The sequence below is a fragment of the Mesorhizobium sp. WSM4817 genome, from assembly GCF_055811135.1.
Map to the genome: position 1 here is coordinate 219,873 of NZ_JBVVQQ010000004.1, position 26,199 is coordinate 246,071.

26 protein-coding genes and 1 tRNA gene are annotated in these 26,199 nt (G+C 59.5%); 10 read left to right on the plus strand and 17 right to left on the minus strand.

Annotation, left to right across the window (positions count from 1 at the left end):
- Positions 1–141: 141 nt before the first annotated feature.
- The 4 genes from phaC to AC0L2K_RS08095 all read left to right on the plus strand — a co-directional run bounded on the left by phaC (position 142) and on the right by AC0L2K_RS08095 (position 4,631).
- The gene (gene phaC, locus AC0L2K_RS08080; RefSeq protein ID WP_473531069.1) at positions 142–1,977 is read left to right on the plus strand and encodes a class I poly(R)-hydroxyalkanoic acid synthase; all 1,836 of its coding nucleotides are present in this window, start codon (positions 142–144) and stop codon (positions 1,975–1,977) included.
- Positions 1,978–2,190: 213 nt separating this feature from the next.
- Positions 2,191–3,435 carry a YcbK family protein gene (locus AC0L2K_RS08085; protein WP_473531070.1) on the plus strand — a complete coding sequence of 415 codons (1,245 nt, stop codon included), beginning with the start codon at positions 2,191–2,193 and terminating at the stop codon, positions 3,433–3,435.
- A gap of 162 nt (positions 3,436–3,597) precedes the next feature.
- Positions 3,598–3,672, plus strand: a tRNA-Glu gene (locus AC0L2K_RS08090).
- A 176-nt stretch (positions 3,673–3,848) separates the two neighbouring features.
- On the plus strand, positions 3,849–4,631 hold the full coding sequence (locus AC0L2K_RS08095) for a hypothetical protein (RefSeq protein WP_473531071.1): 783 nt from the start codon (positions 3,849–3,851) through the stop codon (positions 4,629–4,631).
- Between the two features lie 224 nt (positions 4,632–4,855).
- Here the strand turns inward: AC0L2K_RS08095 and AC0L2K_RS08100 are convergent, their stop codons facing one another.
- Together AC0L2K_RS08100 and AC0L2K_RS08105 are read right to left on the minus strand one after the other, a co-directional pair.
- Positions 4,856–5,032, minus strand: a complete 177-nt coding sequence (locus tag AC0L2K_RS08100; RefSeq protein ID WP_473531072.1) for a hypothetical protein — start codon at positions 5,030–5,032, stop codon at positions 4,856–4,858.
- Positions 5,033–5,069: 37 nt separating this feature from the next.
- Positions 5,070–5,447 (minus strand): hypothetical protein, encoded by a 378-nt coding sequence (locus AC0L2K_RS08105; protein WP_473531073.1) that lies wholly within the window; start codon positions 5,445–5,447, stop codon positions 5,070–5,072.
- A gap of 148 nt (positions 5,448–5,595) precedes the next feature.
- Here AC0L2K_RS08105 and AC0L2K_RS08110 point away from each other — a divergent pair, with 148 nt between their 5' ends.
- Positions 5,596–5,730 carry a ribbon-helix-helix protein, CopG family gene (locus tag AC0L2K_RS08110; protein WP_023802594.1) on the plus strand — a complete coding sequence of 45 codons (135 nt, stop codon included), beginning with the start codon at positions 5,596–5,598 and terminating at the stop codon, positions 5,728–5,730.
- 57 nt (positions 5,731–5,787) lie between these two features.
- Here the strand turns inward: AC0L2K_RS08110 and AC0L2K_RS08115 are convergent, their stop codons facing one another.
- Positions 5,788–6,039: a hypothetical protein gene (locus tag AC0L2K_RS08115; RefSeq protein ID WP_287247135.1), complete on the minus strand. Its 252-nt coding sequence runs from the start codon at positions 6,037–6,039 to the stop codon at positions 5,788–5,790.
- Positions 6,040–6,225: 186 nt separating this feature from the next.
- Complete coding sequence (locus tag AC0L2K_RS08120; RefSeq protein ID WP_128172286.1) at positions 6,226–6,519, minus strand: hypothetical protein; 294 nt, start codon at positions 6,517–6,519, stop codon at positions 6,226–6,228.
- A gap of 150 nt (positions 6,520–6,669) precedes the next feature.
- Here AC0L2K_RS08120 and AC0L2K_RS08125 point away from each other — a divergent pair, with 150 nt between their 5' ends.
- Positions 6,670–6,978, plus strand: a complete 309-nt coding sequence (locus AC0L2K_RS08125; protein WP_473531074.1) for a hypothetical protein — start codon at positions 6,670–6,672, stop codon at positions 6,976–6,978.
- A 151-nt stretch (positions 6,979–7,129) separates the two neighbouring features.
- Here AC0L2K_RS08125 and AC0L2K_RS08130 read toward each other — a convergent pair whose 3' ends face one another.
- Positions 7,130–7,414 (minus strand): hypothetical protein, encoded by a 285-nt coding sequence (locus tag AC0L2K_RS08130; RefSeq protein WP_473531075.1) that lies wholly within the window; start codon positions 7,412–7,414, stop codon positions 7,130–7,132.
- Positions 7,415–7,851: 437 nt separating this feature from the next.
- On the opposite strand from AC0L2K_RS08130, the gene AC0L2K_RS08135 reads away from it, so the two are divergent.
- Positions 7,852–8,397: a group I truncated hemoglobin gene (locus tag AC0L2K_RS08135; RefSeq protein WP_128171168.1), complete on the plus strand. Its 546-nt coding sequence runs from the start codon at positions 7,852–7,854 to the stop codon at positions 8,395–8,397.
- 85 nt (positions 8,398–8,482) lie between these two features.
- Here AC0L2K_RS08135 and AC0L2K_RS08140 read toward each other — a convergent pair whose 3' ends face one another.
- The 6 genes from AC0L2K_RS08140 to AC0L2K_RS08165 all read right to left on the minus strand — a co-directional run bounded on the left by AC0L2K_RS08140 (position 8,483) and on the right by AC0L2K_RS08165 (position 14,756).
- Entirely contained in the window at positions 8,483–9,322 is an 840-nt protein-coding gene (locus tag AC0L2K_RS08140; protein ID WP_473531076.1) for an ATP-dependent DNA ligase, read from the minus strand.
- Positions 9,323–9,801: 479 nt separating this feature from the next.
- Positions 9,802–10,485 carry an outer membrane protein gene (locus tag AC0L2K_RS08145; RefSeq protein WP_023801786.1) on the minus strand — a complete coding sequence of 228 codons (684 nt, stop codon included), beginning with the start codon at positions 10,483–10,485 and terminating at the stop codon, positions 9,802–9,804.
- A 291-nt stretch (positions 10,486–10,776) separates the two neighbouring features.
- Complete coding sequence (locus AC0L2K_RS08150) at positions 10,777–11,157, minus strand: hypothetical protein (RefSeq protein WP_473531077.1); 381 nt, start codon at positions 11,155–11,157, stop codon at positions 10,777–10,779.
- On the minus strand, positions 11,154–11,606 hold the full coding sequence (locus AC0L2K_RS08155; protein ID WP_473531078.1) for a hypothetical protein: 453 nt from the start codon (positions 11,604–11,606) through the stop codon (positions 11,154–11,156). Before AC0L2K_RS08155 ends, AC0L2K_RS08150 begins: the two co-directional genes overlap by 4 nt.
- 217 nt (positions 11,607–11,823) lie before the next feature.
- Entirely contained in the window at positions 11,824–13,407 is a 1,584-nt protein-coding gene (locus AC0L2K_RS08160; protein WP_473531079.1) for an ATP-binding protein, read from the minus strand.
- A gap of 416 nt (positions 13,408–13,823) precedes the next feature.
- Positions 13,824–14,756, minus strand: a complete 933-nt coding sequence (locus AC0L2K_RS08165; protein WP_473531080.1) for an alpha/beta hydrolase family protein — start codon at positions 14,754–14,756, stop codon at positions 13,824–13,826.
- Between the two features lie 135 nt (positions 14,757–14,891).
- Between AC0L2K_RS08165 and AC0L2K_RS08170 the strand changes: the two genes are divergently transcribed.
- Entirely contained in the window at positions 14,892–15,956 is a 1,065-nt protein-coding gene (locus AC0L2K_RS08170) for a DUF2332 domain-containing protein (RefSeq protein ID WP_473531081.1), read from the plus strand.
- A 58-nt stretch (positions 15,957–16,014) separates the two neighbouring features.
- Here AC0L2K_RS08170 and AC0L2K_RS08175 read toward each other — a convergent pair whose 3' ends face one another.
- From AC0L2K_RS08175 to AC0L2K_RS08190, 4 genes are all read right to left on the minus strand, one after another.
- Entirely contained in the window at positions 16,015–17,727 is a 1,713-nt protein-coding gene (locus AC0L2K_RS08175; RefSeq protein ID WP_473531082.1) for a GNAT family N-acetyltransferase, read from the minus strand.
- Positions 17,728–17,778: 51 nt separating this feature from the next.
- Entirely contained in the window at positions 17,779–18,762 is a 984-nt protein-coding gene (locus AC0L2K_RS08180; protein WP_473531083.1) for a D-alanine--D-alanine ligase family protein, read from the minus strand.
- Between the two features lie 215 nt (positions 18,763–18,977).
- Positions 18,978–20,168, minus strand: a complete 1,191-nt coding sequence (locus AC0L2K_RS08185; protein WP_473531084.1) for a glycoside hydrolase family 88 protein — start codon at positions 20,166–20,168, stop codon at positions 18,978–18,980.
- A gap of 261 nt (positions 20,169–20,429) precedes the next feature.
- Positions 20,430–20,813 carry a hypothetical protein gene (locus AC0L2K_RS08190; RefSeq protein WP_473531085.1) on the minus strand — a complete coding sequence of 128 codons (384 nt, stop codon included), beginning with the start codon at positions 20,811–20,813 and terminating at the stop codon, positions 20,430–20,432.
- 483 nt (positions 20,814–21,296) lie between these two features.
- Here AC0L2K_RS08190 and AC0L2K_RS08195 point away from each other — a divergent pair, with 483 nt between their 5' ends.
- Positions 21,297–21,824: a transglutaminase-like cysteine peptidase gene (locus tag AC0L2K_RS08195; protein WP_287123610.1), complete on the plus strand. Its 528-nt coding sequence runs from the start codon at positions 21,297–21,299 to the stop codon at positions 21,822–21,824.
- A gap of 207 nt (positions 21,825–22,031) precedes the next feature.
- On the opposite strand, the gene AC0L2K_RS08200 is transcribed toward AC0L2K_RS08195, so the two are convergent.
- Complete coding sequence (locus AC0L2K_RS08200) at positions 22,032–22,514, minus strand: hypothetical protein (protein WP_027156248.1); 483 nt, start codon at positions 22,512–22,514, stop codon at positions 22,032–22,034.
- A gap of 8 nt (positions 22,515–22,522) precedes the next feature.
- Positions 22,523–23,233, minus strand: a complete 711-nt coding sequence (locus tag AC0L2K_RS08205) for a response regulator transcription factor (RefSeq protein ID WP_473531086.1) — start codon at positions 23,231–23,233, stop codon at positions 22,523–22,525.
- A gap of 735 nt (positions 23,234–23,968) precedes the next feature.
- On the opposite strand from AC0L2K_RS08205, the gene AC0L2K_RS08210 reads away from it, so the two are divergent.
- The gene (locus AC0L2K_RS08210) at positions 23,969–26,053 is read left to right on the plus strand and encodes a hypothetical protein (RefSeq protein ID WP_473531087.1); all 2,085 of its coding nucleotides are present in this window, start codon (positions 23,969–23,971) and stop codon (positions 26,051–26,053) included.
- Positions 26,054–26,199: the final 146 nt, after the last annotated feature.

A 26,199-nucleotide genomic window follows, 5' to 3' on the forward strand; every position in this document is an offset into this window, starting at 1 on the left:
CGACCAGTGCCAGAAAAAACAGTCTTGCCAGTATCAGTCGTCATATTGTTTCCCGGGCAGCCAAGATAGAGCGCGTTGGACCCTGTTGGATGTGCCATGATACTATGTCAAGAAAACGCTTCGGGAGGAACCCCGCGAACCATGTCCAAAACACCCGATTCGGGCAAAGCGGAAGATGACCGGCCTTCGACCGTCGAGCAATATCTGGTCAAGGATCCGGAGCGCTTCGCCTTGAACATGGCCCGCATGATCGAGCAGGCCGGCAAGGCGGCTTCCGCATGGGCCGAGCCGCGCGAGAAAGGCGACGTGCGCGACCATGTCGCCGAGCCGGTCGTCGATATGGTGAAAACCTTCTCCAAACTCAGCGAATACTGGCTTTCCGATCCGCAACGCGCGCTGGAGGCGCAAACGCGGCTGTTCTCCGGCTACATGACCGTCTGGGCCAACTCCATCCAGCGCCTCAGCGACGGCGGCGAAGACGCCGAAGGCGCGTTCAAGCCCGAGCCCGGCGACAAGCGTTTCCAGGACCCGGAATGGGGCCGCAACGCTTTCTTCGATTTCCTCAAGCAGGCCTATCTCGTCACCTCGCGCTGGGCGAACGACCTGGTCGAACACGCCGATGGCCTGGACGAGCACACCCGCCACAAGGCCGGTTTCTACGTCAAGCAGGTGTCTAACGCCATTTCGCCGTCGAATTTCATCCTGACCAACCCGGAACTGTTTCGCGAGACCATCGCCTCGAATGGCGAAAACCTGGTGCGCGGCATGAAGATGCTGGCCGAGGACATCGCCGCCGGCAAGGGCGACCTGAAACTGAGGCAGGCCGACTATTCGTCCTTCGAGATCGGCAAGAACCTGGCCACGACACCCGGCAAGGTGGTGGGCCGCAGCGACGTCGCCGAGATCCTGCAATATGATCCGGCGACCGAAACCGTGCTCAAGCGGCCGCTGCTGATCTGCCCGCCATGGATCAACAAATTCTACATTCTCGATCTCAACCCGCAAAAATCCTTCATCCGCTGGGCCGTCGAGCAGGGCCACACCGTCTTCGTCATCTCCTGGATCAACCCGGACGAGCGGCACGGCACCAAGAGCTGGGAGGCCTATATCAGAGAGGGCCTGCAATACGGCCTGGATACGATCGAAAAGGCCACCGGCGAACAGGACGTCAACGCCGTCGGCTATTGCGTCGGCGGCACGTTGCTGGCAGCCGCCCTGGCGCTTTTGGCGCAGGAGGGCGACCACCGCATCAAATCGGCCACCTTCTTCACCACGCAGGTCGATTTCACCCATGCCGGCGACCTGAAAGTGTTCGTCGACGAGGAGCAGGTCGCGGCCGTCGAAAAGGCGATGAACGAGAAAGGCTATCTCGACGGCACCAAGATGGCGACCGCCTTCAACATGCTGCGCTCGGGCGACCTGATCTGGCCCTATGTCGTCAACAACTACATGCGCGGCAAGGATCCCCTGCCCTTCGACCTGCTCTACTGGAACGCCGATTCGACCCGCATGGCCGCAGCCAATCATTCCTTCTACCTGCGCAATTGCTATCTCGAGAACAGACTTTCGCAAGGCGAGATGGAACTGGCGGGCCACGTCGTATCGCTGAAGGATGTCACCATCCCGGTCTATAACCTCGCCTCCAAGGAAGACCATATCGCGCCGGCGCTTTCGGTGTTCCTCGGTTCGAAATATTTCGGCGGCGAGGTCGACTACGTCCTCGCCGGCTCCGGCCACATCGCCGGCGTCGTCAATCCGCCGGCGGCGCAGAAATATCACTACTGGACCGGCGGCAAGCCAACCGGCGACTTCAACGAGTGGCTCGCCAAGGCCACCAACCATCCCGGCTCCTGGTGGTCGCACTGGCAACGCTGGGTCGAAGCCAGGGACGACACCCGCGTGCCGGCCCGCAAACCCGGCAAGCACATGAAAACCCTGGGCGATGCGCCAGGCACCTATGTCAAGGTGCGAGTGTAACCTTCTGTAATGTGTGGTGAGTTGACGCGCCGGTAAAAGAGGGCGAAATGGGTTCGTCAACCCTTAAGCACTCCCGATTCTTCTCTAGCCGTCGAAATACTCTGGGGCTTGCGGATTTGACACAGGTCTCGTTTCCGTTCGGGGACAAGGGTTTATTGCGGCGAGACGTTTCGGTGCCGCCAATGAAGTACCGACCGGACATCGAGGGGGAATTTGGTTTTGAAATCAGCAGGATCGCGCCTCGCGAAGGGAGAAAGTCGCGCCATTGCGGCCGCGCTTTTCTCCGTGCTCCTGGCGTCCTGCACCTCGGCCGGCGACCCATCCCTGTCCGTCGGCATGCCCGGCTACAATGCCTCGGCACCGGACACAGCCTCCGGCAGCCAACAGGTCACCACTGATTCATCGTCGCAGATGACGACTTCACAAATGACGATGACCGCCAGGGGCGACGCAAGCCTTCCCGAGCAGGTCGCTCATGTCCCAGCGGCCAAGCCAGGGGCGCAGGCCCCCCAGGGAAGCGCCAAATCGGATGCCGGCTTCCCCATCCCGGCTAAAGCGGGCGCAGAGGCGGCTGCGGGCCAGACGCCGCAGCCACAGGCGGCGCAGACGGTTGCACAGGCCGACGCTGCTGCGCAGAAGACTGAAACCGCCGATGCCGGCACCGCCGCGCCGAACTCCGCCGCGCCGGCGATGAACAACCCGGTCTATGTGACCGCCGCAGAGCCGCAGGCCTATGCGCCGAAGAAGAAGGGGTTCCTCGCCTCTTTGTTCAGCGCCACGCCCGCCTCGGCAGCACCTGCCCCGCAGGCCAGCAACAGGTCGGGCGAGCAGCCGCCGGCGGCGCAGCCCAAGGCCGCACAGCCCAAGGCGGCGGCAAAACCCGCCATCACCCTGGCCTCGGCCAAAACGGCTGAAAAGCCGGTGCAACTGGCTTCGCTCGGCGATACCAGCCGTTTCACCGATGACGCGCTGCCTGGCGTGCGCAAGACCGCGCTTTTCGAGATCAAGCGCAAATCCGGCCTCGACGACGACAGCGACGTCGATCTGAATGAGGATGAAGGCGGCGCCTATCAGGTGGCATACGCTCCCGGTCTTGCCCGGCTGGCGCCCAACGGTCTTTTGAAGCAGACCGAGAATGTCGACGTTGCCTGCCTGAAACCTTCGCTGGTCCGCGTGCTGAAGACGATCGAGGGCCACTACGGCAAGAAGATGATCGTCACCTCCGGCTATCGTGATCCGTCCCGCAATCGCCGCGCCAACGGCGCCAAGAATTCGCTGCACATGTATTGCGCCGCTGCCGACATCCAGGTTCCAGGCGTCTCGAAAGCGCAACTGGCAAGCTACATTCGCAGCATGCCAGGGCGCGGCGGCGTCGGCACGTACTGCCATACCGAATCCGTTCACATCGATGTCGGTCCCGAGCGCGACTGGAACTGGCGCTGCCGTCGGCGGCGGTAACGGCTGGTTCTTCCTCTCGTCCATGCAACGCCCGCAGTGTGCCGTCTCAGGACGGCATACGGTGCCGCGTCGGTTTTGCGGTCACCGAAAAAAGTTGTCGCAGGTAGCGGCAGACGGGTTGCCGGTTTGGTGCAACGCAACTATAAGCGCTCACATCTGAGCGCGCCCATCGTCTAGCGGTCAGGACACCGCCCTTTCACGGCGGTAACAGGGGTTCGATTCCCCTTGGGCGTACCAGCAAATCAAACACTTAAGCCTCCTTGGCCTGATTTCATCGAATATCCGCCGAATAAACCCCCGCGAATTTCAGCGAACAGATTCGGCGTGAGCCGGACCCGCCTTGTTGCTTTCCAAAGGTTTCCTGCGACTATCGCTAGGGGTGCGCGTTGTCGCTCGGAAAGGTGGGGAGTGGAATGGATATCGTCGGCGGGTTAGCTGCGGTCGGACAGGCGCTGGAGATAGCCAAGCAGCTTCGAGAGTTTGAGAAATCGTTCGCTGACGCTGAGTTCAAACTGAAGATCGCCGAGTTGTATTCGGCCTTAAGCGACGCAAAGATGGCGCTGGCTGATGCACGTGAAGCCATCCAGGAAAGGGACGCAGAGATAAAGCGCCTGAAGGTGCTCTCGGTCAGAAAGGTGAAAACGATCCGGGTTCGCCAGTACAACTATGGGATTAACCCAGACGGCAAGCCAGCTTCGCTACCCTTTTGTCCGACTTGCGAACAGACCCGAGGTCTTCAAATCCAGATTTCGCATGGCACAGGGGGGGCACAACCTTTGCCCCAGCTGCAAGGGTATTTACAACGCGCGCGACACCGCACTTCCGGTGGGGTTCCAAAATGCCGGACAACGAAACTGGTTGAACCCATGAGCACATATCTGCTCCAGACGCACTTGCACATAAAAGCTGTCGCTGTGATTGCGGCGCTAGCACTCTCCGGCCAAGCCTTTGGTGCCGGCCTGTGTGCGATGTCCCAGGACGAGGCAAACGCCTCACCACAGTGCGTCAGATGGTATTTCGCATGTCTAGGGAGAAACCTGGGCACGCCCGCCAAGCGATTTGAGAATTTGTCATACCCGACTCGCCTCAGGCTGATCGCAGAAGCACTCTATAAGGTGGCAGAACAGAACTGCGAGCAGTTTGTCCAAGCAAAGGCTGCGCTGGATGCAAGGCTGCAACAAATTGGACGCCAGTGAAGGCCCGCCACGGGAAGCACCGGGTTCTCCGGACAGTTCCCTTGCATTCCCGGACCTTCCTGCGACTATCGGCAGGTCCACGCGACATGACGCGACATGGGAGGGGGCCTTTATGCGGCTGATCAGATCGCTGGTGAACTGGGGCTGGCAATGGCTGCGGCTGCAACTGGCGAAGGCCAAACGGCGATAAGCCACCGAGGGCAGCGGGCTTGCTGGTGTGCGGGTTAGTGCTTGTCGCTGCTGCCGCGGGCGTTCCAAAGACGCTCGGCTTCCGCCCATGTGTCTGCAGTCGGGCCCTGTGCGCCGCAGCGCTCGCACTTGACGTGATAGTCGTCGCCGTTGAAATGCTCGACCTGGAGATCGCGGCTGTTGTCGAAGGGGCATTCGCGAAGGCGGGGCATCAGGTTGGTTTCCGTTCAATCTCGATCGGTGCGGTGCTCATATTCCCTGTTCCCTCTTCCAGTCCATCTCGTTTTGCTGACACCGGGTTCTGACAAAATCCCTGATCGATTGGCGATCTTCGCCTCGGGCGCACATCTCTCTGACAGTGGAGATGATCGCAATAAATTCTATCCTCAATCGGTGCGCCTCTCCCGGCGGCAGCTGCAGCAGCAATGCGTCGAGACTTTCTTTGCCCGTAGATGGGATCGCGTCAGCGACAGACGGCGCTGCGGTCGCGTCGATGATCGTTGAAGCGGAAGCCAAGGCCGCCGCCACGGCAGCGACGGTTGAAGTAGCCGCGAGGCCAAGCAGAAGGCGGCGGCGGTTGACATCGGGCATGCCTTCAGCGACAGCCCGAACAAGGGTGTTCGGCATCGGATCTTCTCCAATTCGGTTGTGTGTGAGGCTCTAGCGCTTCCGCAAGAACGGGAATTCTGATATCAGAGTTTTTATGCCAAAGCAAGAAACCGTGATATCAAAGAAACGGCGCGGCCCGGCCCCCACCGGAAAGGGTGTGCCGATCATGGTCCGCCTTCAACCGGACATGCTGGCGGGCGTCGATCAATTTGTTGCCGAGCATGATGTTTCGCGACCTGAAGCCGTCCGATTAATCATTCGTGACTGGTTGATCAGACACCAGGTACTGAGAGCCGAGTGAAATCCTGGGCGATCCCGCAAGGCCCCCGGCTTTGCGGGTTTGCTAATCCCCGCCCGATCAGGACGCTTCCTGCACTTCCTCGACTTGTGGCGTCACGGGTGCAGGATTAATGACGTAGGTGTTCGAGGTCAGGTCGCTTGTAGATCGGATGATGATACCGTCGTCTCTTAATCGGGCAAACGTTGCCCTTGCGATACGCATGGGCTTGCCTTTGGCATCTGCGGCTGTGACTTTGTTCGACCAGGGAACGTGAGTGATGGTGTCAACGCGCTTGAGAAAGCGCTTTTCCGTCTCGGTCAACTCGATCACGCGCGTTCCTCCATATCGTTGGCAGCGTTTGGTTGGCCGGTAACGCCGATGATGTGACTCGGTTCCAAGGACCCAAAGGCAGACAGGCGCATGGTCGCTGCCTATGTCCAGAAACTCACAGTGGACGACCTTGAGGCCAAGGGCTTCCTGCCGAAAGGCGCAGCAGAATAGCTATGCTCGTCACCGTCAGCCGGGAGGAGTGGAGAGCGGCTCTCTGCATCGATGAACCAAGCACTGGCCATCGAGCGTCGGCACAAACCCTACCGCTGGGATTAACGACCCGTCGCACGCATTGCTGTACCGGCGGACGTAGAGGGCATAGGTGTTCGGGCCGGTGGTCAGCACCGCCGAGCCATGGCTCTGGATTAGCGCCTGCGTCTGTTGGCAGGTCATGGCGCGGGTGTCCGGCCTGGCCTGGGCGAGGGTTGTGAAGGCAAGCGTCACCGCTGCCGAGGTCAACGCAATCCGGCGAATGGACATGACGAGACTCCCATAATGAGCCAGTTGGTTGACAAACTCGCATGTCGCAGGGCGGCTGTGCAATGGCGGCCTGCCTACCTGCTGCTGCGCCCAGTTCCGGTATATTAGCGACATCTTGACTAAAATGCCGCCCGCTCCAGACTCAAATTCATGGCGCGGGGAATTGGGATTGGAGATCTGGTGGCGATCACGGCCACGGTCCGGAGACGGGTCACTGAGGACCGCGTCAGCGTCTCAGTCCCCTCTTACAACTTCCCTCATTCGATCTTCGATCATACCAAGGTGAAGAAGGGGCAGCAGATCGAGCTCACCGGCGAGGTCACGCGCATAGACGAGGAAAGCGGCAGGGTCACAATCGCCATGGGACCGCTGGTGACGGTCGACATGGATAAGGTCAGGCTGGTCGAGAAGTACCGGCCGCCGAAGCGGAAGAAGCCACTACGGGACATGGTGGATTAACCACGCTTAGGACTTCCGTGGTCGCGTACCTCCGCCGGCCCCCAACCTCTGTTAGCTTGTCGAGCTGCGGACCCCAATCCGCCAGGCCGGCGCCCTACGCGCAATCTACCCCAACACCCCGCCCTAGTGGCGCCGGCCACTTTCAGCCCCCTCATTCGAATGTTGGTTTCCAATCGCGATTGCGCGCCCGCTGCTGGCCTTCGTAGTCAGGAATGCATGTGAAGAACACCGGGCGACGGTCGCGGCCGGCTGCCTTGCAATTTGAGCAGACAAAGAGGCCGACCAGGTCGTCATGCATCGAGCCGTGGTCACGGCCGAGCCTGTCAATCAACGCCTGGATATCGAGCTTCGTCGATTTGCAGCACATCGGATGCCCGCAATTTACATAGACGGTTTCGCGGGCGGCCAGGGTGTCGGCGAGGGTCTTTTGGGGCATGGCGATATCCGTTGAAGGGTTCGCCGCAACGGGGAGGAATATAATCCTGATTTCGATGATAAGGGCAAGCGGATTGGTCGCGGCTCTGAGCGAAACAGCCCGCGACAGTCGCGCTAGGTTCTCTTGAGGTTGAGCGGCAGGCATTTTAGGCCGCCTAGGGAGGGAACAGGGAGACCTGTTTCGGTATCTCGAAAACCGCCATGGGATACGAAACAACGCACGGCGCAACGCTCTGGCCATAAGTGCGGCCGCGCCAATCGCCCCTCACCTAATGGTCATGGCTCTCGTCCAATGGAATGCGGTCGATCGGAATAATTCCGCCGGGTGGCTCGTTAGTCCCATAGAGCATGCCGGATACGGCAAAGTATCCGATGTCACTTCAACGAAGCTGCCAGACAGGCTGCTGCCGCTCTGGCTCAACTCGAAGGAGACCAGAGATGAAAACGGTTGTTTCGACCTCTTTCACAAGACGAAGCGTCGTCGCCGGGCTGGCCGTCGCCCCGATGGCTTTGGCGGCGGCGGATAATACCTCCGCGCAGGCCAACCAAACCACGCCTGAGAACAGTCTGTACGAGCGGCTGGGAGGCGTCTTCGCCATCGCAGCGGTGGTGGATCACTTCAGCGACGCCATCGTGAAGAACCCCATCGTCGGCCAGACGTCCGAGAACCCGCAGCTGCGCGAATGGCACACCAAGAACCTTGGAAGGCTGCCCGGCCTCAAGTTCATGCGCACGCTGTGGGTCTGCGACGTTTCTGGCGGGCCCTTCAAGTTTGTGGCCACCAAGCCCGGCACGACGCACCTTGGCCTTGAGGAAGCCCACCGGGATCTCCGGATCTCACCCGCGGAATTTGATGAGGTCGCAGCGGAACTCGGGCGGACCCTGGACCACTTCAAGGTTCCGAAGCCCGAGAAAACCGAGGTCCTGGCAGCTTTCGCCGCCCACAAAGATGAGGTCACCGCCGGCTTCGTCAAGCAGGGCTGAAGCGCCTTAGGCTCGACTCAATCAACCTACCGCAAGTGCGGCTGCTTAAGGGTCAACAAAACGAGATTCAGATCGAAGCGGAAGCTCACTCGTCATCCCAGAAATCCTGCAGCGAGGCGTGCCGAAGATCTTCCTCGCCTCTCAGATGCTTCACGCGGGCTTTTATCCCCGGCTTGACCCACTGCGTTGCCGGCCGCTTTGGCATGTCCTTAGGCGATGGCCCGGCATGCTCCTGGACGCGCTTCCAAAGTCGCTCCCGCATCTCGCGGTTGACGCTCACGAACGCACTGCCGACATCTTTCCGGGTGCCTGGGTCAGCCATCAGAGCAAACGCCGGCTTGCCCCTCTCGCGTTCAACTCCGAGAAGCTCGAACTCGCTTTCGGTGAAGGATTTTGTCTTCAGCCAATTGGTGGTCGGACCGCTGCGATATTTGCTGTCTCGACGCTTCGATACCATCCCCTCAAGGCCGGCCGCGTCGATCAAATGATAGATCGCGTTGGCTTCGCCCGGCATCGTCTCACTGAGCTGGATTCGGCTGTCAGGCTCTATAAGGCCGGCCAGGATTTCCCGCCGATCCTCAAGCGCCATGTCGCGCAAGTCATGCCCGTTGAGATGCAGCAGATCGAACGCGACGAAATAGAGGTCGCGCTGGCGCCTGGTGATTGCCTTGCGCAGCGCGGCAAAATCCGAAAGGCCAGCGTCATTTAAGACGACGACTTCGCCGTCAATGATGGCGTTCTGTACGTTGAGACCTTTGGCTGCCTCGACTAGATCACGGTACTTCGATGTCCAGTCTAGCCCGCGGCGGGTGAAAATCCGCACACCGCCGGCGTCGATGATGATCTGGGAGCGGTAGCCGTCGAATTTGGCTTCATGCATCCAGTCATAGCCTTGGGGTGGCTTGGCCACCAAGGTAGGCATCATCGGCGGAATGAACTCAAGCCGGCCGGGTCCGGCACGCACTGGTTTACGCACGGAATCGAGTCTAGGCCCGTCCCATCTGGTGGCTAGGGGAACGGAACATGATCATTTACTAAATTAGCAATTCTGCATGAAACGGCTTATTATTCGTCCAAGCCGGCGGACACCCCCAAACCCCGTCGGTTAGGCCCAGCGGCCACCCACCCAAACTCCCAACTGGCTGCTGGGCCGCCCCATCTCAGCGAGAAAGCATGGACGGCCATGGAGCCCGGGTTTCAGGCGATCGTCGATTGCATGCTCGAGGCAGGCTGGGCGCGCGGCGAGATGATGCAGTCGTTGAAGCGTCTCGTCGCGGCCGACAACTGACGCAAAAGGAAAACGCCAAGATCGAGGCCTAGGAGGATACTGGCCGAGCTGTTCAGTTATTAAACTTCGAGAACGAAAAGCCCGGCGCTAGGCCGGGCCCCTGAAGCTGGTTGCGCTCAGAACCTGTAATTGACGCCCAAACGAAATACGTCGAAGTCGCCATCTCCTTCGAAATTCTCGGTCCCATCCCCTGTGCCGAATGGGATATCGCCCAGATCAACATGCAGATATTCAGCCTTCGTCGACCAGTGTTCCGTCCAGCCGATTTCCGTCCCGAGGCCAGCGGTCCATCCGTCGGCCGATCCGCCGCCCTGTTGCTCGGAGTTCTCGATGCCCCCTTCGACTTCTCCGTAAGCGTAGCCTGCCGTGCCGTAGACAAGCCAGCGGTCGAATGCGACACCGAGACGTCCGCGAACCGTGCCGAAGTACTCAATCTCGGCGTTGCAATCGCCTGTAGTACAATTCCAAACTGGTCCTGATGTACCTTGGGAAGTGGTTCCATCGGGGCCATTCGAGATGTCAGCTTCGATGCCAAGGACCAAATAGTCCCACTGCCAGTTGTAGCCAATAGTTGCACCGCCCACGAAACCGTCGACATCTACATTTGCGCCGTCGCCAGAATTACTGAACAGCGTATAATCGCCCCAAGCGTATCCTGCATGCGCGCCGATGTAAAAGCCCGACCAGTTGTAGGCCGAAACCGGCGTTTCCACGATCGGATCGGAATACACAGCGTCAGCAGCAAGTGCGACACTTGTCATGGAGAGCAGGACGGTTGAAGCGAGAAGCAGTCGGTACATAAAACCATCCTTGATAAGGAGAGAATAAAGAGATACTCGCTCGTATGCTGCTTTGAGCTTTCGGTCCAGTCATCGAAACAGACCAGACCGCAACAGGTCTATTCAGTGGCAAAAATACAACAGCCTGCGCGCGCCTTTGATGAATACACAGACCGCGCTTCTATCCTTCCGGTTATATTAGGCTCCAGAAATACACGATGCGGGCAACAAAGCCGGCACCGTCGCCCGCTGGTCACAGACAATCATTAGGATTTACTAAAGTTCCGCTTAAGAAACACACCCGAGGCGTTTTCAAACGATAGGAGCGAGAATCGCGTCAGGGTCGAGGCCAAGAGCCGTGACTAGCAGGATGGCGTCCGGGTCGTCGCAGTAGACCGCGGGTCGATCGGGAGCGAACCAGCGGGCGAAATAGACCGGGTTTTGCGTCAAGGCGGCGTAGGCATCGGACATCTTGCCGGCGTCGATGATGCGAGCCTGCACGAGCGATTTCAGAACTGTCGGACGAGGCGGCGGCGTTGGCTCTGGGCCGGTGAAATTCTCACCATCGAATGAAAAGCCGGCGAAAACATCGTCGGGAACCTCTGTCCATCCCGGCTCTGGGCGACCTTTGAAATAGGGCAGAACGTATGCAATCGAATCCACCATGCCATCAATAATGCGGGCGTATTTCATGTCGTCCTCCAGAAATTGACGCGGGTGTAGACCTCAGTCCCATAGCTGCCAGCCAATCCGAACCCGGAGGCTTGGGTGGTCAGGCATTGGTGTTCGACGCGGTAGGCTTTCCCGGCAACAACAGCGGCCCCGCCAAACGATCGGGTCGACGTGTCACCGGCGCCGGAGCAACGTTCAACCGTCCCGGTCCCAGCCACCGTGCTGTCAGTGACGTTGTAGAAGCGTGTTTGGTGAATGCCCACGTTGCTTGCTGGGGCTGACCACTCGACCCAGCCGGCCACAGTCGGCGTGAACTGGTTTGCCGCAATGGAGACAATCGCGGACGCGTCGCGCACCTCAGTATTCAGGTCGCGCGCGCGCCAAGCACCGGAAGTGAAAGCCCCCCCATCCGTCCCGGAGGATTTCTGATCTATCGTCGACATAGCTGCGAGCAAGGGTTCGAAGTGCATCGGCAAAACTTGGCGGAGGGCCCTCACCGATTTTGAGGAGCGAATGGAGTTCCTTGCGCTCATGCGGCGCTAGGAAGGGAGCGAAGGAGCGGGATCGATCCTGAGCAAAATGACCCTTTCGCTCCAACATTCCGTTCGAATCCCCCTTGCCCTGTCTCACTTCGCGCCAACCCTGCTCATGCCAAAAATGCCCATCGTGCGCTAGTGGGCCGAGCGCTTATTCATCTGTGCTGCCAAGTATTTGAGGCGCGTCAGTGATGCCAGTGCGTGTGAGCACATCTGACCAATCCTCAAGCAAGCATTCATAGTCGGACCGGCGACGGCCTCCTGACGAACTGGCGCGATTGATGATTTGGCCCACGAGCGCCCGAAGCGCTCGAGAGGTCTCGATTTTTGAAGCCGTTCCGTTGAAAAGCGGATGTCTGTCGCTCGGACGGAGATCAAGGCTGACGCCGTCTCGGGTAAACAGCGGAACCGTCCGCACGGGTCGATGGCTCGGCACTTGAACCAATCGCTTGGATATCTCTTCCAGGCCCGTCGGGTCCTGGCGCTGACCGCCGACACTGCGTCGTTCCAGTTTTGCCGATCGGACTTTCCCGCGGAGGTGCTCGATCGCCTTAGGCAAGCCGGCTTCGCGGAGCGCGTGCCAAACAGCAGTAGATACGGAAACCTGCTGCTTGGTCGTGGTGACGCCGAACATCTCGTCGAGCGAAGCGGAGAACTCCACCTCGACACGGATGTAACGGTCGTTGTTGATGAATACTGTCCAGGGCACGCGCGACTGAACGTCGATGATCCGCCCATTCCGGCTGAAGATTAACCCATGATAGTCCTTGAGGATCGGAAAGCGGGCGTTCGCATTGAGGCCCACGGCGTCGCGTGTCTTGTCTATCGCGCCAAAGCTCGGCGGAAGCCACGCGTAACGGAGGGATATCTGGCCCTCCTGGCCAGGTGCAGCAGGATTGCGGACCTTGATATCTATCCGGTCGAGCGACTGGGCACGGTCTTCGTCGAGCAAGAAGAACTCGCATTCGGGGGTCAAGAACAGAGGATCAATGGGAAGAACGCGATGACTATCAACATGGATCGCAGTCTCCTTGGCCAACTTATGATAGGTCACTCCGAAATGTCGGACGAGGTTGATTCGTATACCCAACGTGGTGGCCCAATCAAGACGGTCGAGCTTCTCGATGACCACGATTGTTCCAGAATGCCATCCCTCAGGGAAAGTCCGTCTGAGATACTCGTTGATGAAGGCCGGGAGTCTTGCTCGTCGAGCCGAGGGAAGCGCGACATCCCCGGCGGAATTGCGATACTTCCCAGCGTCTAAGGCATCGAGATCCAATGTGACGGCGAAGAGTTGGCCCCCCGCCACCTTGGAAACGATCGTGAAACGTCGTCCGATGCTGACCGCTGAACTGGGCAAGCCATAGCCGTAGCGGCCCAGACCAGCGCGATCATTCTCACGATGGGTCCCGCCCCACATCATCGCAAGCCTGAGCATTTCGGGCGCCATCCCGTGCCCATCATCGACGACCGCTGGTTGGGATGGCTTCTTGAGCGAGACGCTTCCGTCATAGCCGAAAACGAGGTCGACGCGCTGGGAGTAGGCCTGAATGGAATTGTCGATTAGTTCAGCGATGGCGTCGACATTGCTGAGATAGCCGATATGTCGGATGCCGTGGACAAAGGCCTCTGGAATTGTGAGACCGATTTGGCTTTGTCGGTGCTTCAGGTCCGCGTATTTGCGTTGAGCTATCAGCACCGTTTCTGCCGCGTTGATCCCATCAACTCCCGCCACCAACACTCCTCCCGAGGTCAAGTGTAACTGCATACAGGTCATAGCATATTATCAATAGTGCGACACATACGGTGGACCTCACCCGGAACGGCGAAGGAAAACTTCGCGAGCATGTCCTGGATTGTGCACTTTACGCAAACCGCCCACCCATCCGGCGAAGTTAGGTGACCGAAAATACAGGTTCGCCAGGGCCAGCGCACCCATTATTCAAGAATATTAAAAGAATGAGCGAGGTCCAAATAGGTTCGTGTAACCCGCGGCTTCGGATGGTATCGCCACTAAATTCGTGCCAGATTGTGAATCCACAACCTACCGGCCCTCCCCTGTCGCAACTTGCGCAGAAAACCGCACATTCCCATCCTGCCACGTCGGATCCAGGTCGAATAACTGTCGGTGACCGCTGGCGGACTTTCCCGCTATTTCCACTCAAACCTGTCGGTCGGCTCAAGGCTGGATTGAAACGTTTGGCGAAGCGCCGCCAGAGCCGCCGTTTTCCCATTCAGGTAGGCATCGAAGAGCAGCACTGCTGCGTCTTGTACAACGCGCGTGTAGCGGGTCTCTTCCTCGGGGCCGTGGGCGTGTGGTCCGTGCTTCAGGCCGGAAAACGCATTGTGGCCAGCACCGTCGAGAACGAGCAGATATTGATGAGGGATGGTCAGCGCGTGGTAAGGAAGGGTCCGCTGTATCGGATCGAATTCCTTGTTGCCGGGCACCGCATTGCCATCTTTCGTGCCGGTGATGTGAAAGAGCGGGATACTGATATCGCGGTAAAGGGCGGCCAAGTCGCCGCCCTGGATGGGTATGTTCGGGCTCATGACCAGGCCAGCGCGAATTCCTGGCTCCTTGAACGACCACTGCCCGCCCGGACCCATTCTCTGCCCTGCTGCAACCATCGTCGAGACGCCTCCATAAGAGTGTCCGGCCATGCCGATGCGTGTCAAATCCAGGCGGCCGGCGAGCCGCCCCTCGCCGTTCATGCGCGCAAGCTCGTGCAGGGCAAAGGGCACGTCCTGAAATCGCGCGCGCGCCGCATTGGCGTCCCACATGGCTTCACGAAGAATGCGGTAGACTTCCGCAAGGGAGTTTGCCTGTTGCCAGATCGAACTGTCCGTCCCGGTATGCTGCAGGTGCACCGCCACGTAGCCGCTTTGCGCCAGGCGCCGCCCGAGGTAAGGCATCGCCTCGCGCGATCCGCCAATGCCATGCGACACAAGGATCACCGGGGAAGCGCCAGAGAGGGGAGCTGGGGCATAAAGCCGGTACGGCACGGAACGGCTGCGCGATTCGTCGCGGAAAGCGCCATCAATGACAGTATATCCCGAAGGTGAATCGTCCACGCTTTCGTTCATCCGCCAGCCTCTCAGGAATGTATGCTCGAAAACCTCTATTGTTCGCCGGTTCCTTGACCCGCTGGGCCGAAAGCATTAAGGCAATTACAGGTGGAATCCACATCCAAGACATCTATTGCCCGCTAGGTTCCTGCTATGGTGGTGTTTGAAACTAGCGCTCACTATTACCGCTTCTTTGCCAACGAGTCTCGTCGTGGCGGCTCCCCCCTCTATGAAAAGCTGTCGCTCGGGATTGCGGACAATGTCGCGCTGCAGCGCCTGGCGGCAGGGCGCAGGAAGGGCCAGCCGGCGGCGAACCTTGTCTTCGGCGCGGTACAGTATCTCCTGCTTGGCGGCGTCGATCATCCTCTCAAGGATTATTATCCGAGTCTGGGCGGAACGCGGCCGGCCGACGATCGCGCATTCGAACTTTTCGCCGCTTTTTGCGGTGCCCACGAAGCCGAGCTCGTCGACATCATCGCCAAGCGCGCCACCAACACCAACGAGGCTGGCCGCAGCGCGCTGCTGCTGCCCGCATTCGATCTGGTTGCGCGCGAAGCCGCCGCTCCGCTTGGCCTCGTCGAGATCGGATCCAGCGCCGGCCTGAACCTGAACTTCGACAGCTATGGATATCGGTATACGGACGGGAAAGGCGCTCCGAAGCTGGAGCGGTGGACCGATGCGGATTTCGTCCTTTCCTGCATCCTTGAAGGGCCTGGCGTGCCTGTTTTGGGGACGTTCCCGCCCCCCGTTTCATCGAGGATCGGCCTCGAACTTTATCCGACCGATGTTCGGGATGAAAACGAACGCCGGTGGCTCAAGGCGCTTGTCTGGCCCGAGCGCATCGACCGGCTTACAAAACTGGATGGCGCCTTGAAGGTCGCCGCCGCGCATCCGCCCCGGATCAAAGGCGGCGACGCCGTGTTGAACCTGAGCTCTGCACTGGCGGAGATTCCGCCTTATCAAGCCCGGTGCGTGTATCACACGATAATGGGCTATCAGCTTTCCGGCGATCAACACCGACGCATAAACGATATCCTGTTGGAGGCGAGCAAGACGGCGCCGGTCTGGCGCGTCACCGTGGAAGGCGAGGTCGCACACCCCAACCCCACTGAGACGTTCAATCCTCTCAAGGTCAGCAGATACTTCAATGGCGAGCGCAGGGTAAAAACGCTCGCGATCTGCGATCCGCATGGGCTATCGATGGAGTGGAAAGGCTAGCAGGTCGACGGTTTATCCGGCCATTCCTGTCCTTGACCAGATGCAAACGCGATGCGCTTTACTCTAAGGTGTCCACATCATCGGCGATGGACAAACGGTCGCGCGGCAGAGGCACTCGCAACCGGTTGCGGTTGGACAAGGCCTTGGCAAAGTCCGGTTTGAGCGTCAGCGCCTCGTCGAAGCTGGCGAGTGCCTCATCAATGCGCCCCAACGCCCGCAGCGTCACCCCCCGATTGTTCATTGCCTGCACGAAATCGGGTTTCACCCCGATGGCTTTCTCGTAGCAGGCGAGAGCCTCGTCATACCGTTTCAGGCCGCGCAAGGCATGCCCCCTGTTGTTGTACGCAGCTGCGGCTTTCGGATTGATCTCAGTGGCGCGAGCCAGGTAGGTGTCCGCTGCCTGATACCGACCGGCCTGAAGACATAGAACGCCCAACAGATAATTAGCGTCGTAATGCCGGGGACTTGCTGCCAGTACCTGCAGATAAATCCTCTGGGCATCCAAAAATTGCTTGCTCCGATGGCATTGCAGCGCACGCGCAAATTGCTCCTCAATACGCCTAGCCGCCACAAGCTCGTCCAGAAGCCGGCGCGCCTCCAGATTGCTCGGTTCAGTTTCGAGCACCTGCCTGCAACCGCGCTCGGCCAGATGGAACTTCCCCTCCTGACGCAGCTTTCGCACCGACGAAATCACCGAGGGAAGGCTTCTTCGATCCAGCCTGTTCCCGCGGCTGTTGGTGGAGTCGATCCGGACACCCTCTACAAGCCGCTCCTTCGATCCGAAACTGTACTTGTACGAAAAATCTCCAGTGCCAAGGTCGTAAGTCCTGAGGCCGTTTTGAATTGCCCAACGGATGCTGTAGGCGTGAAGCACCAAGCCCGGTGGAGGCTTCCGAATTGCGAGATTGCGGCTGACGAGGAAACAGACGAGTGAACGCTTCGACCTGTCGATAAACGTAATGTGTACTCCTAATGGAGTATCGCCTTTCCATAATACGGGCGAGAACAGCACACCCGCCTTGTGGCACTCAAGTAACATATGGCGGCAGTTGGCAATAACACCCTGAGCATAGACGCGGCTTTTGGCCTCCCACTGCGCAAGCCAAAGTTGATAGAAAACCTCCAGGTCGCTTTGGATCGTCTCGAAGTCTGCCAAACTTATCCGGTATTCTCCGATATTTTCGACCTGACGAAGAAAATGGCGGACATCACGACGGGTTTTCGAGCCAAGATTGCCGTCCAGGAATTCATCCCAATCGGCTGGCAAATCGATATACATGTAGATGTCATGATTTATGTTCTCGCCTGTTCGGGTGGTATGGCGACGTCGTTCAATCTTTTCTTTCACAAACTCGTTGTCGGAAAAGCTTCCAAGCAGCATTTGACGGCGCCTGGCCGATATCGAAATGTCGTCGCAGTGTAACGTTGTCCAATTCAGCGCCTGCAGGCGACCGGCGAACGACGAAATGACTTGCTCTTCGAATTCGGGAACGCAGATGAAGCCCGTATAGGTGGCGAAATACGAGCCGGCCATCCTTATGCTGCTATAAAACCCCGCCCGCTCATCAAGCCCGGTGACGAGTTGCAAAGGGAAGAAGGCGACATACTCGTTCGACCCGGTAGACCGCGCGGCCAAAATCACCCAACCTGGGCGTCGCAGCCAATTCGACATCCATGGCCACGACAGGAAGAAGTTCGCCTCCGGATCGGAGTCATATATCCGGTCCCAATTCTCTCTCAGCGGCTCCAACGCTTCGAATTTGTCGACCATATCGATTTGCATGCGCTGACCATCACTGAAGTGCCTTATCCAGCGTTGCGGTTACCTTTGCCGCTTTCTCTGACGCCTGAGACTGTGCGTCAAAACATGTCCCACCAGTTCTTCATACTTGACCCCATGCAGGGCGGCCGAACGATAGACCGCCGAGGCCGGCGCCATGTTGCAGGCGATGTTCACTTCGATGAAAACGGTCCGCCGCGTGTCGGGATCATAACGGAAGTCGAAGCGGGCATAATCGAATGGCGACATCTCGGCCACCATTCGTGCGGTTGCCTCCGAAACCTCTTCAGCTCCCGGTCCGTCGTAAGGAGCGGACTTGTAGGAACTGTTGAGCCCTCGCTTTGCTTCATTGGTCAGAACATTGTCGCCAGGGCGGCCGCGCTCCTCGAAGACCGCCAATGAACCCGGGGGGAAGCCCTCGACAATTGGAACCGTCAGATTGAGGCCCGGCACAAACTCTTCTGCAATGAATTCACGGCCGCCGTGACGCGGATCCGAGATGGTTGTCAGCGCATCCCGCCAATCCGCTTCATTCTCGACCTTTACAATTGCGTCGGAAGCGATACCCCCTCGCGGCTTGACAATCCACGAACCGGGCAGGCTGAACTTGTCATTGCTGACCTCACCGGGCTGCATGATCCTGTGCTTGGCGACATCGAGCCCCAGCGAAGCAGCCAGTTGCTTGGCCAATACCTTGTCTTCCGAGACCGCCCGGCTTGACGCCGATGCGCCGAGACACGGGACGCCACGATAGGCCGCGATTGCCGGCGCCAGGAGCTCGTGACCATCGAATATCGCATGCGAGTGAATGGCATAGAGGAAATCGAAGTCGAGAGGCCCGAACAGCACCTCGTGCTCGCTCGCCGGCGTGACCCTGAAACCCAGCCCGCGCAGCGTTTCGAGCATGATGGCATGGTAGACGACGTGGTAGCCGTACTTGGCCCTGCGCTCCGGGCTGGAGTCGAGGGCATGACGCGCCAAAAACAGCACATGGGTTTGCGCCAGCTCTTCCGGCGATGGGGTCAACAGGTATTCCAACGTCGGCATTTATGAGCCTGATGTGTTCAAAACGCTTTTCCATGCTTGCATCATGGCTTGAGCCGGTCAAGCAGAACCACGGGCAATATATTGGGTGGCGTTGAAGGTCGAAATGGTACAGATCCAGACTGGGATGCTGGCCGCACTGCCCGGTGAAGAAACGCAGGAGCAGTTCGGGGCTCCCGGCTGTCCTTTGACGGGAGTCAAAGCCCCAGCTCGAATTTAGAAGCCTGCTTGCTTCCGAGAAAATTCTCCAAGGCCTGGATAGCGTCTATCGTATGCTGGGCATTGTCTATGCGAGCCCACCTATTTTTCTCTGCATTGGTCCTGATGGCTCCGCGGTACGCATAAAAAGGAAGAGAAGATTCATCCAGTTTTTCTCTATACTGCAAGGATGCGATGTTTTTCAACGAGAGCATAATAGCGTCAAGGTATCGCCCTGCCCTCACCTCATCCCGTGTCCGCTGCGCCATCTCGAATGCATAAGCCAGCCCCTCGGTATAAACTCCGTCCGAGGACGCGTGCGGAAGGCCGTACTGAGGGGTTGCTGGACTGAAGAATCGTCCAATCCTGTACGACCGGTCCTGAAGTTCAAGCAATTTGTCGTTCAGAGTAAACACCGCCTCCGCGAATTTATCGGCTTTCGTCAACTCATATAGATGCCGATAGGCGATGGTGTGCCAAGGCACGTATGCCGGGTAATAATTATCTGCGATATTGCGGACATATTCCTCTAAATAGAATTCTGCACTGCGCGCCGCTTCGTCGAAATAACGGGTTAATCCAGTCCGGATATAATATTCGAGCAAAGCAACCAGCGCTTCCCCTGAGTAAAACGTTAAAAGGTATTTTGCGTCGAAGGAATAATTCGGCTCCTTTAGCCAAGGGCGAAAGGACCCGTCTGCATTCTGGAGCGCAAGGATGCCCTCCGCGGCTGCACTGGCCTTTGACTGGAACTGTCCAAAATGAGGGCTTGCCGCGAATGTGCGAAGCAGCATCGCATTTGCCCCGAGCTTTGACTTGCCATCATATTCAATATAACCAATACCACCCTCCTCCCGATACCATGTATTCATGATGAATGACAAATTCCGGCGATGAACAGCGCGAAGCGAGAGATTTCCTACGCTCATTTCCGCCAACGTGCGCGATGACATAAGCTGTCTTAGTTCATTGTTTTTTTCCGATCTCTCGCCCGTATACGGATTGATACTGTAGGTAAACAGGCCCTTTTTTCCAATATTGCGGATTATCCAGACTTCCGCCAAGTCTCGGATCCTTGCCATCTCCTCCGGCAGCGACACGTCCGTCCGTCGTTCGGGAGACCGTTCGGCGCGATGAAAGTTCGTCTTCGGCATGAGGCGTTTGGAGGTTTGAATCCGTTGGGCGGACATGGTTTCGCCGAGATTGATCGAGTTTTTGGCTGCTCTTCAACCGTCGACTGTAATGGCAGGGTCTATGCGGTGGCAACGGCCTCGGCTGTAGGGCCGGGCTCCAAATGAGCGTAGAGAGCCGTGAAGATCCTGGTTTGTCGCTGCATTGAAGGGCCGGTCTGCGACGAAGCCCGGCGCGGAGGAGTGAAGATAGCTTCGCGGCCGATAGTCAGCCTCGCGCCGGCCCTCCAGTTCAGTATCCCAAACGGAAGGTGAGCGCCTTTAGACGCTCACCTTCGCGATTATCGAGCGAATATCTGGTGGGTCGCTAGCCGCCGCTGCCGCCGCCACCGCCACTGCCGCCGCTACCACCGCTGCCGCCGCTACCACCGCTGCCGCCGTCGCCGCCGCTACCACCGCTGCCGCCGCTACCACCGCTGCCGCCGCTACCACCACTGCCGCCGCTTCCACCACTGCCGCCGCTTCCACCGCTGCCGCCGCCACCGCCACCGCCGCCGCCGCCGCCGTCACCATCGCCGTCGCCGTCACCATCGCCGTCGCCGTCACCATCGCCGTCGCCGTCACCATCGCCGTCGCCATCACCATCGCCGTCGCCGTCACCATCGCCATCGCCGTCGCCGTCACCATCGCCATCGCCGTCACCATCGCCGCCATCGTTCAAGGTGGCGGTAATAAGGGCCGTGGTAACCGGCGGGCACATGTCGATTTGCGCGGCGGAAAGAATGCTGGTGCGGTTGGCTGCAATACAGCAAAGCGCGAAATTGGCTTCAGTGAGAGGTTGGCACTGTGCAGCCGCAAGCCGAGGACGTTGCTGTGCGGTTGCCGGTGTGATCATTGCCACCGTGAAGGCGGCGGATGAAAGGAGCAGTATTCTTAGAATCGTGCTCGAGACGTCAGGGTACAGGTGCATTTCTTCCTCCTTGAGGGAAAAAAGGCGCTCCCGTCCCCTTTGGTTGCGCGAAGGGTCAATGTTACCGACCATCGGTAACACTTTATTAAGTATGGCAAACAATTTGTTCCTGCGCAATTGCGATTCTCAGGGTTGATTTACCAAGCCCCTTCAAGATTATGACGGCCCACCAAAGGGGACACTAAGTGATTCGTTCAGCGGCGCTTCTCGCGGCGGCCATTTTGCTGGCCGGCTGCAGCAATCAAACCACCGGAACAGCAACGAAGATGGCCACGCAAGGCTACGCCTTTGCACCGGCCGCCTTCTACAAATTCTGCGCCAGCGATCCGGCGCTCTGCAGCACGCGCGGCAAGGTCAAAGCGGTCGAACTCACGCCTAGGCTGGAAGCGGAACTTGCGAGTGTGAACAAGTCGGTCAATCGCCGCATCAAGGAGAGAGGCGACAGAGACTCCGCAGGCCGAGCCGACGTTTGGGGCTTGCCGACCGGCGAAGGCGATTGCGAGGATTTCGCCATCCTCAAGAAAGCCGAGTTGTTGAAACGCGGGTGGCCCGCATCCGCCATGTTGCTGACCGTTGCGACGCTTGGCGGCGCAGGTCATACGGTCCTGACGGTGCGGACGAACCAGGGCGATCTGGTGCTGGACAACAGGACGGGCGCAATCAGGAATTGGTCACAGACGTCGTACCGTTATTTTGCTCGGCAGTCCCAGTCCGAAAACGGCAAGTGGACGCGGATAAAATCCTGACACCCGTGCCTTGATCGCCCCGCATCGATTTCGCCCCGCCGATTTCCTGGGGGCGCAAACCAGATCTATCTTCGATCTGGCGTCCTCAGCCCGACGGTTGGCCGCGACCTCACCTGCTCTGCGCGATAATACGTCCAGGCAGCGGCGGCCCGGACCCGACTCGCCGCCTACGTCAACCTCGATGCGCGGCATCACAGGACAAGCGATTCAATGCGGAAAGGAATTGCTTTCGACGACCCGCCAAATATCCTTGTTGATTGCGCTGATCGCCTGGATGGAGGCGCTGATCCTCTTCATCTCGGAATCGTCGAGCTCCTCAATCTTCCCATATTTGATTGCATCCTTGCTGTCGAAGATGCGCATTAGTTGCGTGCTCGCGTGCGTTCCCGTTTCGTCGAACGAATAGATGCAGTGGCTGTATTTGTTGCGCAGCTTTCCCTGCCGGGTAAGCTGACTGGCGATCTCCAGAACCTGGCGTCGGCATTCAACCGGTGTTCCGGCCATCTTCGCCAACCGCTCGACCAACTCGATCCGTGCACGCGTGGTGTTCAGCGTCAGGAAAATGACGATCGCAGTCTCCTTGTCTACTTTCGCCAGACCGGCAATCAGGTAAATCAGCAAGCTTTCTGTGTTGGTCCATGTGTAGTTCAATTGACCAACAAGCAGCAAAATCTCCTGGAAGCGTGGCATCGACCTGCTCACGTGAGAGTTGAGATCACCGGGCGATCCGCACCGGGAACCATTCCAGCGGCCGCAACCCGTCTGGCATGAAAAAGGGCTGCGGCTTCAGTCCTGTTGTGGGCGCCCAGCTTGTTGATGATGTTGTGCATGTGAATTTTGACGGTGTGTTCGGAAAGGCGAAGTGCGGCGGCTATGGTTTTATTCTGCAGTCCCTGCGACGCCATCTCCAGGATCTGGCTCTCCCGACATGTCAGTTGGCCAGACTCCTCGAGTGCGGCTTGCCGTTTGATGGGGGGCTTCGACTCCTTCGCCTCGCTATGGGGCATGCCGTTGTTCAGGTACGGCTGAAACATGGCCAAGGGGAAATATTCGCCTCCGCGCAGCATGAGCCTGATCACGGAAAGCCACACATCCAGCTTCAGGTTCATGGGAAGCACGCCGCGCACCACTCGCGACGCAAAGACCTCATCGGGGATAAGCGGCCTCCTGCCGTCGTCCTGCATCACAGCGGTCATGGCTGCCGGGTGGAAGCGGGCCAGCTGGGCGGAACAGGAATCGATCTCGCTCAGAAACACCGCATCGATCAGAATAAGGGAAACCGAAGGTTCGAACGCCGTCCAGGTGGCGGACAGGTCGCGAACGCGCTCAACCCCGATCCACGGGAATTCCCTTTCGACGGCATGCACCAGGCTCTCGGAGATCGTGTCGTCAGGGGCGATGAACAGCAAGGTTCGTCGGGCCCAGGATTCTCTATCGGCGGAATCAGCTCGACCTCGTCCGCTCGCCTCCACCCCATCCACCCCATTCATGGCCCACCTGTCTACTAACCTCACTAAAGGCCGGGAACCCCTAACCCGGACGACACACGTTAACTACTTCCTAACTCAAAACTAGGCGAAAAAATATAGTCCTGACGAGCTAGGCAATTGCTAGGCAACCCTATGCTGGCAGCGGCGCGGCGCGCAACTGTCCGCCAATCACCATTGCTACCGACCCGGTTTTCCGCCCAGGATTTAACCCTTCATGGCGAGCAGATCGTCCCAAACGGGCTAGCTCCAACTATCAGCTTTCAATTTACGGCTGACGGTCACAGACTTCCAATGTTCCGTATTGGGAGTTTGGGGAACATCCAGAGATCACGAGAGCAGCGAGCGACCGCACCGTTGGGCGGCGCAGGCGGTAACTCGTGCGCAATCTGGCTGCCTCGCTCCCCCGTCAAAGGGAGGTGACGCCATAAAAACAGACGATGACCGGATCTCCGGCCTTAGTCCCCTAGGCGCAGGCGATCCAAAACCAACCACATGAAAACTTAATGGCCGCGAGCAGCCCAAGACCACGTCAGATTGAATGTGGTTCGGTTGTCGCGGCCTCTTACCGAGAAAACTTAACGGCCGCGAGCAGCCCAAGACCACGTCAGATTGAATGTGGTTCGGTTGTCGTGGCCTCTAACCGAGGGAACGACAATGACTACTCGCAACAGCAATAACTCCAACACCGGTTGGCAGTTCATCGGCGATGTCTCCGATGACGACACCGTAATCGATATCGGAGATGGCGATGCCAAGAGCGACGCCAGCGCCGACGCCAAGAGCGACGCCAGCGCCGACGCCAAAGCCGATGCCAAATCCGACGCTGACGCCAAGAGCGACGCTGACGCCACCGGTGTAGGCGTCGGCGTAGGTGTGGGTGTCGGAGCTGGCATCGGCATTGGCGACGCTACGGCCAATTCGACCAGCGACAACACCAACAATAACGGCAATAACAACAGCAATTCGAGCAGCAACAGCAGCAACAACAGCAACACCAACACCAACACCAACAACGTTAACACCAATGTTAACGCCAATGTTAGCGCCAGCGCGACGTCGGACGGAAAGCAGGACGACGATTTCATTGACCTCGACGACGTGAATGTCGGCCTCGGCGGCGTCATGATGTTCAGCCGCGACGGCGACATCAGCTTCGATCCGGGCGATGACGTCAGCTTCTCGGACGTCCTGAACGGCGCGTTTGCCGGCGCTGGCAATGGCCACAGCGCCACCATCATCAACCAGACCGGCGACATGAAGGACAACGACTATCTCGGCAGCGCGACGGTCCAGAATAACGGCTACTTCGGCAACAAGGGCGACGCCAAGGGTGGTTACGCCAAGTCCGACGAAGGCATTGATGCCGGCGGCGACGGCGGCCATGCTGGCGATTCGGTCGCTTTGGGTGGCTTCGGCGCCAAGGGCGGCGATGCCGATACCGGCAACGCCAAGGCTGGCGACGCCAAGGGCGGCGGTGTGGCCGTGAGCGTGCCGATTGTCGTCGGCTCCGCTGACGCCAAGTCCGACGGCGGCAGCGCTTATGGCGGCGACGCCGTGCCGATCGCGGTTAGCGGCGACGCCAAGGGCGGCGACGCGACCGGCGTGGCTGTCGGCGCAGGCCTCGGCGGTGACGGCAAGGGCGGTTACGGCGACAGCGGCGAAGCCTTTGGCGGCGACAGCGGCGATGCCAAGGGCGGCGACGGCGGCGACGGCGTCGGGCTCGGTCTGGGCCTCGGCCTGGGCGTCGGCGTCGGCGGCGACTCCAAGGCCGACGGCGGCGATGCCGACGCCAAGGGCGGCGACGCTGGCGCGCTTGGCTTTGCCGACGCCAAGGGCGGCGACGGCGGGTCCGGCGGCAACGGTGGACGCGGCGGCGACTCGACCGCGGTACCTGTCGCCCTGGCACTGATGGACGATGCCGAAGCTGGCAGCGACAACGGTGCCTCTTGGGGTGGGAACAAAAGCGATGACAACGTCGCCGTAGCTATCCCGATCGCCGCGAATGGCGACACCGATGCCGGTAACACCGGTGGTGGCGGCGGCGGTGGCGGCGGTGGCGGTGGCGGCGGCGCGGTTGCCGGCAACTTCGCCGATGTCGATGGCGGCGCTGCAAGCTCGACTGGCGGCGGCGCAGGCTCGACCGGCGGCGCTGGCTCTGGCACGGGCACTGGCTCTGGCACTGGCTCTGGCGTCGGCGGCGCCGGCGGCGGCGCCGGCAGCGGCGCGGGTGGGGCTGGCACGAGCGGCGACGCAACCGGCGGTGCCGGCAGCGGCGGTGCCGGCAGCGGCCTGGCGAGCAACGTCAACACCGGTGGCGCAGCCACCAGCGGTGCGGCCACGGCCGGCGACGCGACTGGCGGCGATGCGACCGGCGGCGCTTCGACGGCGACCGGTGGAACGGGCGCGGTTGCTCTCAGCGGCGCTTGGGCTGACGGAGCGGACGGCGGCTATGCCTGGAGCGGCGACGCCACGGGCGGCGCTGGCGGCAACGGCGGCGCAGCGACTGCGACCGGCGGCGCGGCTGGCGATGGCGGCGGCGGCGGCAGCTGGGGGTCGAATATCGGCCACGACCAGCACATCGAAGCCATAAGCCAGGCCAACGCCAATGGCACCATCGACATGAACGGCTTCAACCAGCAGATCGTGATGGGCGCCAACCTGCAAGGCCACTCGGTCGACATGACTGTAGTGGGCGGCAACCTCACCAGCTCGCTGGTTGGCGAAGACGACGCGACATAACTGGCATAGCCGGTCTCGCCGCGGCGAGACCTGCAAAAAAGGGGCTGCGCGGGGGAAAACCCCGCGCAGTCTTCCCAACCAGAGAAGAGAAGCGCGACCCGGCGAGGGCGCGGATGATCTCGAAAACCGGAGGAAACTTCCGTGTA